8 protein-coding genes and 5 pseudogenes are annotated in these 15,023 nt (G+C 55.4%); 6 read left to right on the forward strand and 7 right to left on the reverse strand.

The features are described from left to right. Nucleotides 1-465: 465 nt before the first annotated feature. Entirely contained in the window at nucleotides 466-1,407 is a 942-nt protein-coding gene (locus tag ACXHXG_RS19675) for a cupin-like domain-containing protein (protein ID WP_457900358.1), read from the reverse strand. Nucleotides 1,408-2,281: 874 nt separating this feature from the next. Here ACXHXG_RS19675 and tnpB point away from each other — a divergent pair. Both tnpB and tnpC read left to right on the forward strand, forming a co-directional pair. Then, a complete protein-coding gene (gene tnpB, locus ACXHXG_RS19680) occupies nucleotides 2,282-2,635 on the forward strand; it encodes an IS66 family insertion sequence element accessory protein TnpB (RefSeq protein ID WP_457900359.1) in 354 nt (117 codons plus the stop codon). A 67-nt stretch (nucleotides 2,636-2,702) separates the two neighbouring features. Then, nucleotides 2,703-4,299 (forward strand): annotated as a pseudogene (gene tnpC, locus ACXHXG_RS19685) (IS66 family transposase). 261 nt (nucleotides 4,300-4,560) lie between these two features. On the opposite strand, the pseudogene ACXHXG_RS19690 reads toward tnpC, so the two are convergent. Both ACXHXG_RS19690 and ACXHXG_RS19695 read right to left on the reverse strand, forming a co-directional pair. Further along, nucleotides 4,561-4,806, reverse strand: a pseudogene (locus ACXHXG_RS19690) (hypothetical protein). A gap of 211 nt (nucleotides 4,807-5,017) precedes the next feature. Further along, nucleotides 5,018-6,265: an ATP-grasp domain-containing protein gene (locus ACXHXG_RS19695; protein WP_457900360.1), complete on the reverse strand. Its 1,248-nt coding sequence runs from the start codon at nucleotides 6,263-6,265 to the stop codon at nucleotides 5,018-5,020. Between the two features lie 319 nt (nucleotides 6,266-6,584). On the opposite strand from ACXHXG_RS19695, the pseudogene ACXHXG_RS19700 reads away from it, so the two are divergent. After that, a pseudogene (locus ACXHXG_RS19700) lies at nucleotides 6,585-7,753 on the forward strand (transposase); the annotation flags it as partial. A 184-nt stretch (nucleotides 7,754-7,937) separates the two neighbouring features. Here the strand turns inward: ACXHXG_RS19700 and ACXHXG_RS19705 are convergent. Next, nucleotides 7,938-9,083, reverse strand: coding sequence for a KamA family radical SAM protein (locus ACXHXG_RS19705; RefSeq protein ID WP_457900361.1), 1,146 nt, complete (start codon nucleotides 9,081-9,083; stop codon nucleotides 7,938-7,940). 289 nt (nucleotides 9,084-9,372) lie between these two features. Beyond that, nucleotides 9,373-9,743 (reverse strand): annotated as a pseudogene (locus ACXHXG_RS19710) (recombinase family protein); the annotation flags it as partial. 115 nt (nucleotides 9,744-9,858) lie between these two features. Here ACXHXG_RS19710 and ACXHXG_RS19715 point away from each other — a divergent pair. After that, nucleotides 9,859-10,121, forward strand: a pseudogene (locus tag ACXHXG_RS19715) (transposase domain-containing protein); the annotation flags it as partial. A 71-nt stretch (nucleotides 10,122-10,192) separates the two neighbouring features. Here the strand turns inward: ACXHXG_RS19715 and proB are convergent. Together proB and ACXHXG_RS19725 are read right to left on the reverse strand one after the other, a co-directional pair. Next, entirely contained in the window at nucleotides 10,193-11,035 is an 843-nt protein-coding gene (gene proB, locus ACXHXG_RS19720) for a glutamate 5-kinase (protein WP_457900362.1), read from the reverse strand. Nucleotides 11,036-11,117: 82 nt separating this feature from the next. Further along, entirely contained in the window at nucleotides 11,118-12,398 is a 1,281-nt protein-coding gene (locus tag ACXHXG_RS19725) for an ATP-grasp domain-containing protein (RefSeq protein WP_457900363.1), read from the reverse strand. A gap of 611 nt (nucleotides 12,399-13,009) precedes the next feature. Between ACXHXG_RS19725 and ACXHXG_RS19730 the strand changes: the two genes are divergently transcribed. Next, entirely contained in the window at nucleotides 13,010-14,056 is a 1,047-nt protein-coding gene (locus ACXHXG_RS19730) for a C45 family autoproteolytic acyltransferase/hydrolase (RefSeq protein ID WP_457900364.1), read from the forward strand. Nucleotides 14,057-14,302: 246 nt separating this feature from the next. Then, nucleotides 14,303-14,797 (forward strand): hypothetical protein, encoded by a 495-nt coding sequence (locus ACXHXG_RS19735; protein ID WP_457900365.1) that lies wholly within the window; start codon nucleotides 14,303-14,305, stop codon nucleotides 14,795-14,797. The last annotated feature ends 226 nt before the right edge of the window (nucleotides 14,798-15,023 follow it).

A 15,023-nucleotide genomic window follows, 5' to 3' on the forward strand; every position in this document is an offset into this window, starting at 1 on the left:
GGCCGGAGGACAGGATCGATCAGCGCCGTTGATAGCGCACATGCGGACCTCGCTGAGCCACCATCTGGCTCGCGTCGCTGGCTGCTCAACTGTCTAGCTCTGTCTGCCTCCCTGCGCAACCGCTCCAAATGCCAGGCCCATAATAAGGAAGGCCGAAGGTTGCACAATTTACCTTTACAATGAACATCAGAGCTCACGCGCGATAACTGGCTATCAAACCGAATCTTCAAATCCTACGAGGACATCGTCGATCACTGCTGCGATGCATGGCGCAAGCTTCAACGCCAGCTTTGGCGCGTCATGTCGTCATGTCAATGGGCCAGGGCATGGAAAGCCCTCCTGTTACGATGATTACTCGGCTTGTTCGAGCGACCGTCGGAGGAACAGCTCAGCGGGCAACACCTCACCGCCGCAGCAGGTTTGATCTGGCAATCCCGTACGCGAGCTCGTTGCGGCTCACTGTTGTCAACTCACATAGCTCAGATAGGGCCGATATAGGGGAAACGTGATAGCTTCCGGTACGTTGCTGATTACCGCCAGCGCGGTGACCGCGTTGTAAAAAATGACCTCTTTCGGCATGCCCTTGTCTGCCTGCGTTAGCGCATCTAATACGCTGCGATTCGTGTGAAAATCGATGTTGAAGGAAATCGAGGCCGATAAGCTACGAACGTGATGGAGCGTTCCGGGCGGCATATAAAGGATGTCACCGGGATTTACCGTGATTACGACGGGTGTCGCTCGCTTGTACTGCGGAAAGCGCACATAGTCCGGTTGCTCCGGGTCCACATCAAACCACCGCCAACCTCGGCGTGCACAGCGGGTGGCTTGGCTGGGTGGGAGAATGGTGAACTGCTTCGCACCGAAGATTTGGAAAAATAGGTTGTGGCTAAGCAGCGTATCGAAGTGGAGGGGGGTAACGGTTCCTTCCGGACCCATGAAAAACTGCGTATAGCGCCACCAGTGCCGGCGGTAAAACGAACTGACAAAGTTAACCGGGAAGGGCTGACAGTCCTCCGCCAAGCTCTCCATCAAGCCCAGTAGGGGGATGTCGTGGCAGTAGGGTGCCGCTCTCGCGTTCGATGAAGAGGCTCCATCGTGGCAAGATGGTGACTCCATTACAAACCGGGCGTATTTTGCTAGTTCCCAAGAAGAGACCTTAATCTCGCTGCCGTCGAGCGTTTTGGTGGGCACAATCAGTGACCCGGCGACTTTCTCAAAATACTCAGGTGACCAGCGCTGACAGGCACTCCAGGCTGCACAGCCTCCACGTAGGAGAACCGGCCGCATGGGATCTCGGTAGTTCGTCGCAAATTCCCAGTCAAATAGCTCTGTCACTGTAGGAATCGATGACCAGCCAGAGTCTTCTAGCGGCGCCAATGAGGATGCTACTGTTTCGAGTTCAATCATTTTTAATCTCATATGTTGCGTGAATTCGTTGAGCGACGACTCCCATCGCGACCGTAGCGAATTGGCTAGCCAGCAGCATGCGGTATTAACTCTTGGACGGGTAAGTAGACCTTATATTTATGCAGGCGGCGGTCGAAACGTAGACCCGGCACTATCGAACCACTCGGGTCCCATTTCCGTATGCTTGCTCACACACTCACGAGCACTTGTCGCGGAAGGTGTCGTTTGCACCGAACTCTCAGAGCTTTGTAAACCGCATGGGATCACAATTCCCGCAGACGCCCGGGTGTACATTCATTCCTGTCATTTTCCTGTTAATTTCCGGATAGTAGGATATTTCGAATGTGCCCACCTGCTCAACTATTAGTCTTGGTAGCTGGTGTGGTAAGCGCGCAAATAGCTGCACCTGTTCATTGACTGAGCTTTGAGCGAATCTGTGTCCACAACGGAGACTGTGGACATGAGATTGGATGGCGCGGGAATTTCAGGAGAGCTTCGGGTCGTCAAGGTTCTTCGCAATGGCAAACGGCGATTTGATCCGGTCGAGAAGGAGCGCTTGATCGACGCATGCCTTGAGCCCGGGGTACCGGTTGCAGGGCTTGCGCTGAAGTACGGGGTGAACGCCAGTTGCGCAACTGGATCAAGCTGCGTCAGCGCCGGCAGGCGGAGAGAGCGTTGACGGTTATGCCTTGCGCACTGTCGGCCTTCGTTCCGGTGGTTGCGGCAGCGCCGACTGCGAGGCCGCCGGCCGCGGCGGCTCGTCCGACATCGACAGGGGGTGCGGTTGAAGGCGAGGCTACCGAACGGTGTGCAGCTTGAGCTTGAAGATGCGGATGCTCAGGTTCTGTCGGCAACGAAGCGTTGAGGCGTTGCGATGTTCCGGCTGGCTGATGATCTGCGCGTCTATCTTCACCGGGAACCGATCGACTTTAGGGCCGGGATCAACAGCCTCGCGATTTTGGTCGAGCAGTCTATGGGCCTCAACCCGTTCGAGCGGGCGGTGTTTGCCTTCTGCAACCGCCGCAGAACCCGGATGAAATTGCTGTTTTTTGATCGATCGGGCTTTGTGCTAATTTTGAAAGCGCTGACCGAAGGCAAGTTCCGCTGGCCCCGGCGACAGGAGGCTGTGGTGTCGCTTGATGCCGAGCAATTGCACTGGCTTCTCGACGGTATTGATCTCGACGCGATGGTTCGCCATCCGGTGCGGCAATATGAATTTGTCGAGTGAATCCGGCGCAAACGCAGTTTGTCGCAAGCCTGTTGACGGAGGGTGCCGGTTCAGATTCAAGACTATAATGACTCAAACCGGCACCCCGACCATTGAAGAATTGATGGCGCTTTTGGCGGCGAATGCTGCCGAAATCGCCGCGCTGAAGGCTGAGAAGGATATCCTGGCGCAGCGGGTCTCTCAAGCTTGAGGAAGAGCTGGCGCTGGCGCAGTTGCATCGGTTTGCGCCGCGCAGCGAAAAGCACATGGATCGCATCTTCAGCGAAGCCGAGCAGGCCACCCTTGAGGGAGATGCAGACGAGGACACCGACGAGGCTGATGCCGTCGCTCTACCGGACACGGGATTGCCGGAGATCGAAAGGCCGCAGGGCAAGAAACCCGGCCGTAGGCCGTTGCCGGAAAACCTGCCGCGCCAGCGCGTCGAATATGACCTTGCCGACGATCAGAAGGTCTGTCCGTGCTGCAGCCACCCGATGCATCGCATGGGCGAACTGGTCACGGAACAGCTTCACATCGAGGTGAAGGCGAAGGTTCTGCAGAATGTCCGGGCAAAATATGCATGCCGCAACTGCGACCGGACCGGGATCAGCACGCCTGTTGTCATCGCGCCGATGCCCGCGCAGCCCTTGCCTGGCAGCATCGCCACGGCCTCGACGCTGGCCTTCGCGCTCGTCCATAAATATGTCGACGGCACGCCGCTCTATCGCCTGGCGCAGGCCTTCGAGCGTGCAGGCGTTCCTGTCAGCCGTGGCGCTCTTGGCCATTGGGTGATCGGTTCGAGCGAGAAACACATCGTTCGCATCTATGACGCGCTGAAACTGCGGCTGCGATCGCAGACTATCATCCATGGTGACGAGACCACAGTCCAGGTGCTGAAGGAAGAGGGTAAGGACCCCACCAGCACGTCGTATATGTGGGCCTTTCGTAGTGGCGAAGACAGTAAACAGCCGATCGAGCTGCTCGATTATCAGCCCGGCCGCGGGCAGGAACACCCCAGACCTTTCTTGGCGACTATCGCGGCATCTTGATGAGTGACGGCTATCAGGCCTGGCGCAAGTTGAAACGTGCAACGCATGTCGGATGCATGGCCCATGCCAGGCGGAAGTTCGTCGATGCCCTCAAGGCGCGCAAGAAACCCGGTGGGCCGCCGGCACAGGCCATCAAGTTCTTCGACCAGCTCTACCGGATCGAAAGGCAGGTGCGGGACGAAAAAGCCCGACGACGGCGAAACGCGAGATCACTACATGCGTCGCTTTCGTCAGAAACATAGCGTTCCGGTTCTTTCCGCTCTCAAGGAATGGCTCGACAAAATCGCGCCAAAGGTCGTGCCCGATACCAAGCTTGGCGATGCCGTTTCCTATACGCTCAACCAATGGGACTATCTGACCCGCTATACCGACGACGGCAGGATGCCGATCGACAACAATTTGCTGGAACGTGACATCAGAATTTTTTGTACCGGACGAAATAGCTGGCTGTTCAGCGACACACCTGCCGGCGCCAAGGCCAGCGCCGTCGTCTGCAGTCTGATGCTGACTTGCCGGGCCTGTGGCGTCGAGCCATTCGCATGGTTGAAATACGTCCTCACCGAACTGCCGCAGCGCCCCGACGGGGCTAATATCGACGACCTGCTGCCCTTCAACTTCAAAATACAGACCGCCTGACCCGCAGCCACTTCAAGCCGCTTTACGACGTGCAGCAAAATGCGCGCTTACGTTGGTGTGTATACATCTGAGCAGAGCACCTTGTATGCGTACTCTCGACCGCGCATACGACTCGACCGCATGTCGGGATCTGGAATGATGCGCACGAGATAGGTGCTTGTTTCCATTGCTTTTGAGCCGGATGGAGCGTGCTGAAACCAACGCATCAACGGCAGGGCGTTGCTTTTGCAAAGCCGGTAGAGACGTGGGGAAGTGACCTTCTCACCAGCAGCTTTGGGTTCGCACCAGCTGGCGACTTACCTGGCAATCGCGGTTTGCTGAACGTCTGGCGTCGGGACGCTCGGCTGACCGTATGTCGGCGAGGAGATCTTGAAGGTCGTCAATCCCATTTCGGTCAGGCCTTTGTGCCATCTTCACTGCCGCTACGGACATAAACCAGTTTGCCTTCGGCGATATTGTCCGAGTTGGCGGTTACCTCTCGATTAATTCGAAGTTCTCGCCGATCATGGCGGCGACTTCTTGTGAGCAAGGTAAAACCTCCACCTTCCGTGGAGCCACAATGCACCTAAGAGTCACAAGCTGCGGGTCTTCGCAAGCCACGACAGCGCCAGCACCGCATCGTCGATATCCCTTGCGAGAGCTTATCACGAGCAAATACGAAATTAATGCGGTCCTCGCCGAATGCGTACTGCATCTCAAAAGCTGCTCGAGCAGATGCTTACAATTGTTCCTGTTCGCCAATGTTCGGAAAGGGTGTAATCGACCAACTGATTAGGTTAACGGCACGCTCAAGTATGATCTCGGTCTGACTGCGACTGGGTGAGGTGGCAATGACGTGTCCAATCGAGTCTCGGTCATCGCTTTTCCTGACGAACGGCGTCTTCGGTTTAAGGTACAGTTCAATCTCGGCGACACCGGGTTCTGCGGCTGCCTGCCTATCGCCATCGATCCAATCGAGGATGCCATCGGTATCAGGAACTAGGAATCGTGCGGCCGCCGTCTGCGAACGTCCTCGGCTCAAATCCCATTTCTCGCCTATGACGAGCTTGATGTGCTGATTGATGAGATCGACACCATACGCCAGCTGAACCAGCCGAGGAGTGGTCCAACCCGGAAGACGCGGATTGACTTCAATAGCCACTGGACCTCGCTTCGTCCACCGCAATTCAATGTTCGCTGGCCCCCAACCAAGACCGAGAGCTTGTAAGCAGCTTAGTGAAACATCGGCGATGCACTTACATTGACCATCAGTTAGGGGCGCCGGAAAGATGCTCTCACGAACGACGAAATGCGGTGGGCTGCCAAATTTGGCGGTACCAATTGCAACGACCTCATTCCCCATTGTGTCGACACTATAGTATGGTCCTTGAGCGAACTCTTCGATTAGTATCCCTGGCGAAGATCGCCAGATGTGCTTACCGCCCAGCAGATAAGTCGTGTGTTCAGCCACCTCCGTGATGTTGCGGCATAATCGGACACCGCTGCTGCCGCTGCCAGTGACTGGTTTAAGTATCACCGGCAGACCAATCTCCTCTGCACAGCTTTCAACGTCCGTTGCATCCGTTGCCAAGCGGTAGGCAGGTATTGGAACGCCCGCCCGTGCGAGGAGTTGACGTTGAACGAATTTGTCGTAGCACTGTTCAATCGATGCTGGGTCTGGTCCGGGTAGATCGAAATGGCGGCAAAGCCTCCCAACTGTCACATAGACCGATTCATCTCGGCCCGCGAACCCAGTGATGCCCGCGATGTCATAAGTCGCACGTAGCTGGGTACACTCATGAATCATTGCATCGAGATCGCCTGTATCGACACGAATTGCTTGTACCCTTTTTGCCGCAATATAGTCGTACTGAGCTGGGTCAACCGATAGAGTAATTGGTTGAATGCCAAGGCGCTGGGCAGCTTGAATATACAGAGGACCATTACCTCTACTACCTTCAACTAGGATGAGCGCTCTTCTTGCCATTTACGCGGAGCTCCGACGTTGACGCTCTGGATGATCTGAGGGCAAATTGCAAAGCCCCTCTCTCACTCAACGCGTATCTTCAGTTTATGTGAGCGTATCATTGTCGGCGGGTTGCTTGTGCGAAGATTCTGTAAAACTTTTGAAGGGCCTATGACGCGTCTATTTGAAGTTGAATCTGTCAAGTTCGTCAAACGAGGCCAAGGTAGTCGGCCGTGAATTATCCGGAAGTAGTTGATCTTTCAAGTACATCGTACGCGTCCCATTAATCGGTGTCGCAAGAAAGCTGTCGCATTGCCTCAGGAACAATGGGAGCCAACAAATGTCGAGACCTAGTGAACGGCGCGAGACGGGAGAGCAGGATCCGTTCCGGTCTCATCTTGATCAGATCTTTGACCTGAAGCACGAACTTATCTGGTTGGCGCAGACAATCGATTGGCCGTTCTGGAAGAACGATATGATGAGATTTATTCGGATGGAGCCGGTATGCCGCCCTTGCCGACGCCGCTGATGGCGGACTCGCAATTCTCAAGCATACGTTCAACCTGTCGGATGAGGCTGTCTGTGCCCGCTACCTCGACAGCCTATATTTCCAGTATTTCTGCGGCGAGACATTCTTCCAACACACATTGCCGTTCGATCGTTCGTCGCTGATGGCAGCGCAAATGCAGTTTGTCTCATGGCTGGCGCCAACGCATGGGCGAGTAGCGGATAAAGGCGCTTCGGCAGGAGAGCCTCTTGGTGGCGTCAAGACCGGTGCGATGAAGCCGTCGGACACGCGGCAGGCGATCGTCGATACAATAAGTCCAAGAACATGATGTTTCCGACCGCCGCCAAGCTCATTGACCGGGCACGGAGCGGCTCGTGTGGCTGGCTCGCGGGGTGGCGCTCGATCTTGCGCCAGACGGCTGGGCAAATTCGCCCTGATCCAGCATCAGCGGTATGCCCATACCAAACAGTTCAAGCGGGCTGGGACGGCACTGCGCAAGCTGAGGACCTATCTCGGACGAACGATCCGCGACATCTCACGCCGACGAAGTCGAATGCATCTGTAAAGGCAAGGCACAAAAGCCCTACGAGTTTGGCGTCAAGCCTCGGTGGCCTCGATACTGAACCGCTCCAAAGGCGGCCAGTTCGCCCTCCATGCCATGGCACTGCCAGCCAACCCCCATTATGGGCGCACCCTCGAGACCATCATCCACGACATGGAGGAGACGGATCGGCAACGAGTTGTCCGCATCCCGGCCGATGCCGGATATCGCGGCCACAATGCACCTGAGAGTCACAAGCTGCGGGTCTTCACAAGCCACAACAGCGCCGCGTGATGCCGGCCATTAAACGACAAATGCGACGAGAGCCAGCCGTCGAGCCCGTCATCGGCCACATCAAGAACGAGCATCGGATGGATCGCAATTATCTCGCCGGACAAAAGGAGATGCCGTCGATGCCGTTCTGGCTGCCGTTGGCTCCAACTTCTTGCTCCTGCTCAGGTGATTCAGAGACCTTTTATGCCTGCTCACCGTCATGCTCCTAGCGTCTCTGCTCCGCGGCGCATGCTTCCTGAAGATCTCAACGTAAAAACTAGTTCTGCCGCACGGCGGGAGAGTTCATCATCGCCGTCCACGGCACTTCCACATTGAAATGATTTGGTAGTTTGCATTGGCGCCCTCAGATCTCATCCTTCGGGCAAATCGTCCAACCAGCAGGCGCCTTCGAGGTTCGGCCGGGAAAAGATCTTTCCGATCTTTTCTGAAGCCTTGTTTTGGTGATATCGCATATAGACGCGGCCATCAGTTCCAAAGTCGAGAATCTCGATCTTACCTGTGTAATGCGACATGATGTATTTAAATGTCTTTTGAATGCCGCTCAGGCGTTGGTTGATGCCATGCGAAATCTCCAGGCCGCGGCGCAGTGGAACCTGAAAATGCGATGCACCTTTCACCGGCCTGCCTTGAAATAGGTAATATGGGCGGACACCCATATGGTGACACTTGGCGAAGGTCGCGGCCAAAATCTCGGGGTCATCGTTGACTTTCGCGAGAAGTACGCACTGATTGAGGAACTGCGTACCACGCGCCCGCAATGACCGAATGCTTCGCTCCGCATCGGCCGAAATTTCGCCGATATGGTCAAAATGCGTAACGATCACTGCGGATTTTCCAGCTACATGGATCCGTTCGAACAAGGCCACTAGAGCAGGATCCTCAAACCTTTGGGGCGCGTAGGCGAGCATTTTTGTGCCAAAACGAATGGAATTCAGATGTGGGAATGGCAGCAGATGATCAAGAATTTCATGGAGGCTGGCGGTGTTGAGCACGAACGGGTCACCTCCTGATATCAGGACGTTCGTCATCTCGGGATGACCTCCAATGTATCGCGCAATCTGCCCTAGGTCAGCTGCGATTTCATCTGAGTCCTTGCCAACAATGCGTTTGCGGAAGCAATAGCGGCAGTATGAAGCGCAGCGGTCCGTTGCAAGCAACAATCCTGTTTGCGCGTACTTGTGCTGAAACCCGGGCGCGACCGTGTTTTCGTGCTCTCCGCTGGTATCCAGAGTGCCGGAACCGTCGAACTCTTCGAATGAGGGCTCGACGATGAATTTAAGCTGATCATAATGACCACTGTTGATGATCTGTTCACGGTAGAATTTTGTAACACGATAACGCGTGATGCTGTTTGCTTCCACTTCGGCGGGGGTGACTGCGCGTGCCCCCTCAATGAAATTTATGATCTTGGACGACAACAGTGGGTCCGAACTGATGAGCGGAGCCATTTTTAATTGTTTTGTCGTCTTACCTTGGATAGTTCGAGTGGTTTTCATCTAGAGCCCTTAAATAAAAAAATGCGAGAGGCAATTGTCGTACGGTTCTTCGTTATGCACCTGCAATCAACGTGCCGTCGACGATCTGATTGCCGTCAAAGTGACGCAAAGTCAGGTTACGCAGGCGTCCACAGAATACGAGGGTCTTCAGTGTGTCCGGGCCAGAACAGAAATGGACCCAAGTTGACACGGCCAATGCAAGGAATGATTGAGCCGTTGCTTTTCGAGCACCATCTGATGTGCTTGCCGCCGCGCATGTCATGCGCTTGTCTTGCGGCGTGCTGATTTTTTGGCGCGCGTGGCTGGGGCTTGGCTGGACGCGCTTCTCGCTCTTTCCATAGACGTAGACGCCTGCGTAGAAAGGGTTCTTGAGGATGCCGATCACACGAAGCTGGTCATGCGCCCTTCGTCCGACGGCCGTGGGAAGTGAATTTGATCTTTCGTCGTCGACAGCAGCACTTGGCGTGCGTTGCCGAGTTAGTGGAAGCGGACGAAGATGGATCGGATCACATTTTGCAGACGCAACTCGGGATCAAGCCCAAGCCCCGCCTCTCGATGCCACTTGTAGCCGAACGGCACAGAAGTGCGCAATTCGCCACACCGCGCTTTCGATCTGGCGGCATCGAGCAGGCGAGTTCTTAGCACGCCCAATTCGAACTCGCCTGCTGCCGTTCAACTTCGCCAGACCGAGGCTGCCTGACACGATACGGTTCCAAACGTTGAGCCGATACCAATCAACGTGTTGGCGTCAACGTGCAGCGAAAATCACGCTTACGACGAAGGCAGGATGCCGATCGGCAACAATTTTCTGGAATGTGATATCAGAATCTTGCCACTTGAAGAAAGAGTTGGCTCGTCAGCGACACGGTCCAGGGTGCCAAGGCTAGCGACGTCATTTATTGCCTGATACTGACCTGTCGTGCCTGCCGTGTCGGACCTTCGCCTGGTTGCGGCACGTCCTCACCACTGCCGCAGCGCGCCGACGATGCCGATATCGAGGATCTGCTGCCCTTCAACTTCAAAAGCCAGCCAGCATAAGCCGCCGCTCTTCAAAACGATTTACGACGTGCACTGAAAAGAGCGCTACCATAATCAGCAATGCAGGACGATTATTGAGCCTGCGGTAGTTTGTTGCCACAAGTGTGGCGGTCGCTCCTATCCCTTGCAAAGGGGACAAACCAGGTTGATGGGCCACCGTTCTCGATGGCCGACAGCGGGTAAGATTTGTTTCCCTTCGCGATGATCATGTTACACCCGGCATCCATGGCGATCCTTGCTGCCATCAACTTCGTCAGCATGCCACCCGAACTATGACGAGAGACGGAATGACCGGCCATGGCCTCTATTTGGGGGGTAATGCGTCGCACCTCTGTGATCAAACGGGCCGACGGGTTGTCGTGTGGATCTTCCGTGAAGAGGCCATCTATGTTGGAAAGCAAAATAATTATGTCAGCCTGCACCAACTCTGCGAGCTGGGCCGCCAAACGATCATTGTCGCCAAAACGGGTTTCGGCAGTTGCGGTTGTGTCGTTCTCGTTGATAACCGGAACTGCGCCAACTTTGAGGATTTGTCGAACAGTTGACAGAACATTGAGTCGGCGATGCGGGTTGCGTAGATCTTCGCCCATCAATAGTATTTGTCCGAGTCCAAATCCAAACCGTTTTAAGCTCTGTTCGAAGGCAAGCATGAGTCGAACTTGACCGATGGCTGCAGCCGCTTGTCGCTCTTCACTTCTCAGAACGCCAAACTTATTGAAGTGATGTGACCCAACCGCGACAGCACCGGAGGTCACGATGATCACCTGCTGCCCACGTGAGAAAAATCGGACCACATCTTCTATCATCGTTTCAAGCCAAGAACCGCGAATGTCTCCGGTTTCTCCGTCGGCAATTAGTGCAGAGCCAATCTTCACGATTATTCGGTGAGCGGAAATTAATTGCGCCGTGGTCATCAAGTGTTGCCTCGCTAAAAGGAACGCACGTCTCTGCAATCTACACTGGGCAACTCAATATTCATTGCGAATTGCCCTTTACCTAGAGCCTTTGAGGCTGCTGGAGGAGTTTAACGGCACGGGCGTGTTCTTCTTCGCCAGAGGTAGAGAATGGCGTGATCGACCAATCGATTAGACCGACCGCTTGCTGAAGTATGGCCTTGGTCTGTGCAAAGCTGGATGAAGCGGCGATCACATGTCCTATGCGGTCCCGGTAGTCACCTTTCCTGACTATCTGCGTCTTAGGCTTAACATAAAATTTGACCTCTACAACGCCCGACACGGCAGCCGCCCGACTGTCGCCGTCGATCCAACTGAGGGTGCCATCGCGATCAGGGAGTAGGAATCGCACGGCTGCAGTCTGGAGATACGTGGTGCGTAAGTCACATTCCACGCCGGTGGCAAGCTTAATGTGCTCGGTGACGAGATCGACACCATAAGCCAGATGAGCCCGCCGAGGATAGGTTCCGCCCGCAATACGCGGATTGACTTCTATTACAACTGGGCCGCGCGTCGTCCACCGCAATTCAATGTTGGTTGGCCCCCACCCAAGTCCCAGAGCTCCCAAACAGCGCAGCGCCACGTCGGAGATTCGCTCGTGCTCATCGTTAGTCAGCAGGGCCGGAAAGATGCTCTCACGAAATAGAAAATGTGGCGGATGATCGAAATCGGCGGCGCTAATCCCAATGACCTCATTTCCCATCGTGTCGGCTTCATAGAACGGGCCCTGTGCGAATTCTTCGACCAGGATCTTCGGTGAAGACCGCCATGTATGCTTCCCACCCAAAAGATGGGCCGTATGTTCGGCCAACTCGGCGACGTTTCGGCACAGTCGAACACCGATGCCGCCGATACCCCCGAGCGCAGGCTTGACCACCACTGGCAGGCCGATTTCCGCGGCAGAGCTTTCAACCTCCGCCGCGTTAGTGGCTAGGCGATAAGCAGGTATCGGAACGCCTCCATCAGCGAGCAGGCGACGTTGAATGAATTTGTCGCAGCATTGTTCGACCGAAGCGGGGTTGGGTCCCGGTAAATCGAATTGCTGGCAGAGCTTTCCGGCGGTCGCATAGACCTTCTCCTCGGCGCTTGTAATGCCAACAATTTCGTAGGTCTTACGCAGCCGAGAGCATTCGTTGATCAGCGCATGGAGATTGTCTGTATCGACTTGGATTGCTTCAACACCTCCCGCTGCGAGATAGGGGTACTGAGCTGGATCGGTCGATAGGGTAATTGGATGAAGGCCAAAACTCTTGGCAGCTTGGACATATTGCTCACCAGTACCATGTCCGTTGCCTTCAAGCAGGATAAGCGCTCTTCTTGCCATTGACTGCTGACCCTCCGTTGCGGGATGTGCGGCGGTCCGAGCGTATCCGCATCAACCTTGCTAGCTACGCCCGGCCACAGATCTGCAGTGAACGTACCATCCTCAGCGAATTGCGGACGTAAAGATCTTGTAAATTTTTTGTTTGACGGATCTGGTGCGATGTTTTGATCGGCGCACGGTGGGATGGAGCATCACCCAGCCTACTGGCGATATCGGTAATCACGCGGTCCGAAGAATACTCGTGTACTACCGTCACAATAACGACCGCTCAGACCTTTGCACCCTTGAGTGATCGTAATTGCTTCAGGGATCCTCTCGTTGCCTTGGCTGGCCGGGGTATTGCATCAGCGATCTAGCAAGAGCGCCGTAGAGCCGGGGGCCGACACAACTTTTCAGTCGGAGAATGAAGCAATTGACTCATAAAGCATTAATTTGTATCAAATGATGTATACAGATACATAGCCTCGACGCGCCCCAATGAATTTGGGCTGAGCGGCCTGGCAGCGGAAGGGGAGCCACGACCTGAAAACCAAACGCTCTCCCACTTCTGACGGCAGCGCCAGCAGTCTCTCCGACAACATACTGACAGTAAGCGGAAAGCAGAGAACTCAATGACAAAAAACCTCATAACCAGTGTGCACGCCAAGGGCGACGCCTTCTCGATTGGTTGTGCGCTCGGGAAGGCCAATGCCACAAGCTTCCTTGAGTATCGGCTTGGCACGGAGCAATTTCGCGCTCTAGATGCTCGATGGCGTGGATCGGAATATTTGAAGAATTTGGAAGCTGCAGCCCGCGCGGCATATCCACGCTACATGCGCGAAATCGAGGGGATTGCAGAGGGTGCCGGCAAGGATGTCGAGACCATCTTCCTATTGAATTGCCAGACCGACCTGCAAATTCCAGAAGCCGCCTCGGCGGTGAAAGCCGTTGCTGGAATGGGCTGCACGACTGTTCTAATCCCAGCGGAAGGCAACGGACCGGCGGTTATCGCCCACAATGAGGATGGCGAGCCCGAATCTCTCGGTGCCAATTTCTGGGTGGAGATTGAGCCTGATGAGGGGCCGGCGTGGAGCAGCTTTATGACCGCGGGCATCCTCCCGGGCGGTACCTTCGGCCTGAACGAGACCGGCCTGGCCCAGACGATCAATGAAATCACCCCGAACGACCAAAAACCTGGCGTGCCCCGACAGGTTCTCTGCCGCGCCATCCTTGATGCAAAAAGCTTGGAGGAGGCCGTCGGTATTTTGAAGCGTAATGACCGCTCCTGCGGATTCCATCACACTCTCGGCGACGCGAAGACCGGCAAGGTATTCTCTGTCGAGGCGCCGGCTTCAGGCTGCGTCGTGGTAGAGGTTGCTGAGCCACGAGCACATGCCAACCATCTGCTCGCCAGCGAGTTCAGTGGGCTGAAGCAGACCATCGGTGCATCCTCCCGAGAACGGCAAGCAGCGGCGGATCGGATGATCGCCGAAGGCGCGTTGGCAGGTGGAGCAGAAGCGGTGCTGTTCGATCAGACCACTCCGATCTTCAAAGATCGGAAAGACTCCCGGACTCTCGCGACGAGCATTTTCGAGCTTTTCCCAGACCGCATCGAGTGGCGGATACATGCGGCTCGTTACGAGCGAGATGCACTAAGCGGAACGATGCACGTCGTCTAATGCTGCCCTATGGTCTCGAGCGGAGCGTCGCCGTCGTTCGGATCGAGCCCACGGGCGCGTGAGGCTGGGCATCTCCTGCCGGCTTGGTCGCGACAGGCTGCACCTCGGGATTGATGGAGGCGGCTCCGCTCCACTGCCCCGTCGCTGCCGGATAGGACGATCAGTCACTTCAAAAAACTGCACCCGGTCTGTTCAAGGCCCGGTCAGGTGAAAAATCTCACAAAGCCGAAAATTGCAAGGAAAGATATGAGCTATCAGCTGAGAGACGATCAATATCAACGTCTGGTCGCATTCCACGATCGCGCCGGCCGCCTGTCGGACTCCGAAGCCTTAATGGCATTGGCAGAGAAGGCTTTCCAGGAAGAATTTGGCCATAAGCTCTTTACCCTTCTTAAGGTTGATCGAGCCGCGGGTGTTATGCGGCGTATCTACTCGACCGACCTCAATTACAGTCCCCTCGGAGGAACGAAACCCCTCGCCGATGACGAGTGGAGTAGGCGTGTCGGCGCTGGTCGTCACTTTCTAGGCAGAGATAGTGCAGACATGAAGCGCTACTTTGCCGATCACGAAACATTGATCAAAATGGGTCTCGTGGGTGTGTTAAATACCGCAGTTGTTTGGCGGAACGAGGTCATAGGTTGGATCAACCTCTTGAATGCTCCCGAGCATTATACCTTCGAAATGTGTGATCTCGCAGGCCTATATGCGCAGGCTCTCGCGCCTGCTTTCCTTGCTGATTGAAATGCCCGGCTGGAAACGACGCTTATGATTTACGTTGAAGGCCAGTCGTTTGGGATCCGCGATCTATTCGCAGGCGGCGCGGACTTTTGAGTTCGCCCGACAGCGCTCCACCCGAACGGGAATGATTTCTAAAGCTCTCCGCGGCATCTTCGAGCGAAAGCTCGACTAGTCCGATCGCGTGTCGGGTCGGGAATTACCCCTTTTGCTGGAGGCGACACAAAATAAG

Source organism: Rhizobium sp. LEGMi-198b, assembly GCF_054114205.1.